At 38.1% G+C, this 3,443-nt stretch carries 2 protein-coding genes; one reads left to right on the top strand and one right to left on the bottom strand.

Features of this window, described 5'->3' with window-relative positions:
- Positions 1–2,531: T9SS type A sorting domain-containing protein (locus tag ACOVQ4_RS18010; protein ID WP_421822005.1), on the top strand; the 2,531-nt coding region annotated here is incomplete at its 5' end.
- A gap of 117 nt (positions 2,532–2,648) precedes the next feature.
- Here ACOVQ4_RS18010 and ACOVQ4_RS18005 read toward each other — a convergent pair.
- A complete protein-coding gene (locus ACOVQ4_RS18005; protein ID WP_421822004.1) occupies positions 2,649–3,305 on the bottom strand; it encodes a hypothetical protein in 657 nt (218 codons plus the stop codon).
- Between the last annotated feature and the right edge of the window lie 138 nt (positions 3,306–3,443).

The following is a 3,443-nucleotide window of genomic DNA, read 5'->3' as shown; positions in this document are numbered from 1 at the left end:
GAAGCATATATTGCCCTCCTTCAGACCCAAATGCTCCTGCTATAAAAAGCTATGTTGCTCCACCACTTGAGTATTTACTCAAGCAAAACAAAGCGGCAAAAGTTACAGCAGATAAATCTAAATTTATTGTTACTTATAATGATTTTCCAGCAGATGCTAAGGCTGCTTTCCAAAAAGCGGTTGATATTTGGCAGTCGATCTTGGTATCTGACGTACCCATTCGAATAACCGCAAATTGGCAAAGTTTAGGAACTAGTGTGTTAGGATCAGCCACCACTACTGGTGCTTATCGAGACTTTCCAGGCGCTGCCAAGGCGCAAACTTGGTACGCCGTTGCGCTAGCCGAAAAAATGGCGCATACGAATCTAAATGGTGATAGACCCGATATTGTGGCACAATTCAATGGCGATTTTGCGTGGTATTATGGCCTAGATGGAAATGTTCCAGCTAATAGATATGACCTTGTCTCAGTTGTATTACACGAGATTGGACATGGTCTTGGTTTTTTTGGTTCCTTGCGCGAAGCTAGTTCTGATGCCACACTTGGTGTAATTACAGATGGCGGAGTTCCCTATATCTATGACGTTTTTGTAGAAAGTCAAAGTGGACAAAGACTACTTAATTCAAGTGTTTTCAAAAATCCATCTGCCGAATTACATCAACAGCTTGTAGGAGGGCAATTGTATATGAATACCCCTTCTATTATTGCAGTAAATGATAGCCTGCGAGGAAGACTATATGCTCCAAACCCTTACGACGAAGGTTCAAGCTATAGCCACTGGGATGAAGTTACCTATCGCACAGGAACAGTTAATGCGCTGATGTCCCCTCAATTTGCCAGAGCTGAGGCTATTCATAACCCTGGTCCTATGATGCTAGGATTATTTAATGATATGGGATGGGTAGGAAATACTATTGCCCACAAACGTCTCAAAGATTCTGAAGATTTAGTAAATCCATTGGCGTTCAATGTCAAAGTTTTTGGTGACAATGGCTTTGATTCTACTTCAGTCAAACTTGTTTATTCGTATGGCGATATTACCAAGGATAAAACAGAAGTATTGATGACTAGAAATGGTAAAACAGGAGAATATGCCTTTAGTTTACCCAATAGAGGTAGTGAACAAACATTGAGCTATTATTTCACGGCTGTGGATAGTCAGAAAAAAACTTTTTCTACACCAGCAGAGGCGCCTGGAAGTATCGCCAATATTAATTTCTACAAAGTTAGGATTGCAGCCGATACCGTTAAACCAGTTATCGACTTCGTGCACAATATTTCCTTAGTGAAGCCTTCTGATACGCAAGTTAATCTACCATCCCTAACAGTGGCTGATAATATAGATATCGATACGGTATATGTAGAATATTTGATTGACGGAAAAGCTCAACCAGCCTTTGCGTTGACTAGAGGGCAATCCAGTGATTTGTTAAGTGGTGGTATTGCCTATCCTTTTACAGGAAAGTTTACATTTGCTAGTGGCTTATTCAAAGGAGGCGAAAAAATTCAGTATAGAATTGTGGTAAAAGATAAAACAAAAGCAAAAAATACTGTTTACTCTCCTAGCACAGGTTATTACGAGTTTAGTGTACAAAAAATCCTAGCTGCGGTTAATTCATATATTACAACTTTTGAAAGTGTAGCTGCCGACGATTTTTTTACCAAAGGCTTTAGCATAACTCAACCTTCAGGATTTGCAAGTAAAAGTATGCATTCGGACCATCCATACAAAGATGGTACAGAGTTCGCTTTTACAGCTTCTGATCCTTCTGATACCTATAGCAATTTTACCTTCAACCTACAAAAGCCCATTATTCTAAGAGGAGATACCGCCAAGATTTATTTTGATGAAATCGTATTGGTTGAACCCGGTGATAGAGGTGTAGCTTTTGCCAGTAATGGCGTACCTAATCGAAACTTCTATGATTATGTAATAGTAGAAGGCTCTAAAGATGGAGGAAATACTTGGAAATGGTTTCAAGATGGCTGGGATTCGTCAAGTAACTCTGCTTGGCTAGCTGCTTGGAATAGTTCGTCGGATGCCAATGGCAATTCTTTGGCAACAGGAACTCCTGCATTATTCAAACCTCGGGAAATAGATATGCTCAAGTCTGGCGATTTTAAAGCAGGTGATCAAGTTTTGATTCGCTTCCGTTTATTGGCTGATGTAGGTGCACACGGCTGGGGCTGGGCTGTTGACAATCTGAATATTCAAGGGCCTAATCCAAACCCTCCAAAAGTTGTTGTATTGGGAACCGAATTTGATGAGACACAGCTTTTCACAGTAAGTCCAAATCCAAGTAATACGGGTCAATTTTTACTAAAAGCTACTTTCGAAAAACCTGCAACCAAATTACGCTTGAGTGTAGCTAATATGCTTGGTCAAGAAATATCACAAGCTAACTTCGAAAAAGTAGGAACAGAATTTTCTCAAATCGTTGATTTATCATCGGCAAGCTCAGGTACATATATCCTCCGTATGATGGTAGATGATAAATTATATGTTAAAAAATTGATTAGTCATCGCTAAATTGAGTGAATGGGTGATTATTTTAAACTGGTAGAGGCTTTACGTCTCAAAGCTGTATCCTTTTCAAATATAGTATCAAAAAAGCGGTCGAAAAATCATTTTTCGACCGCTTTTGTTTTACAATGTATCCAAATAAGCTAAGAAAGCTTTCAAATCGGTTTCATTTTTTAGGTTGGGTTTTTCTTTACTCCACCAATCTTTCACTGCACTTTCATCTTTGCCCAAAGCTTCCAGTAACGATTTTTTATCTTTCTTTACCTTTACGATAGTATTATCTGATTTCAAGAGATACAAGGTTTCATTAATATCAAATTTCATCGTTTTGGTTGCCGAATTATAGCCCGAAACATCAAATTTATGGGCTTTAAAATATTTTAGTAGTTTGAATTTGCCCTCAAAAGCGATTTCATAAAAAGTACCATCATTCTGGCGGTCAATAGCCGGAAACCCTTTTTTGAAAATTCGCATATTTCCAGCAGCCTCCTCGAAGCCAAACTCCACAATAGGTAAGGTCAAAACCTTTTCTTCTTTTCCTTCTTTAAATTCTATACGATTGTCGTAAGAATTAAAGCGTATCTGCGGAATCGTCATTTTCCTTTCGTTTGAAAACTTCAAATATCCTTTTTTAAACTCCTGAGGAATATAAACCGTACCCTCGACATTCACTTCATGCCCATCAAATAATACTCTTCCATCGGGAGTTTCGAGATAAGATTGGGCTTTAGTCTGATAGGATAAAAAACAGATTATAAAAAATAAGGCGATTTTTTTCATTTCAAAAGAAATTAGATTGTTGTGTTTTTAGTTTTATAGACCAATAAATTACGGAAAATGTTATCAAAATCAACACTTTATCCATAAACTAAGTATTTTGAGCTTACGGCTTGCAGCTTTGGGCATTCGGCAAAATGT

The sequence above is a fragment of the Flectobacillus sp. genome, from assembly GCF_049240685.1.
Classification (GTDB): domain Bacteria; phylum Bacteroidota; class Bacteroidia; order Cytophagales; family Spirosomataceae; genus Flectobacillus.
The sequence above is the reverse complement of the archived record's forward strand: the minus strand, read 5'-3'. Positions and strand labels throughout refer to the sequence as shown.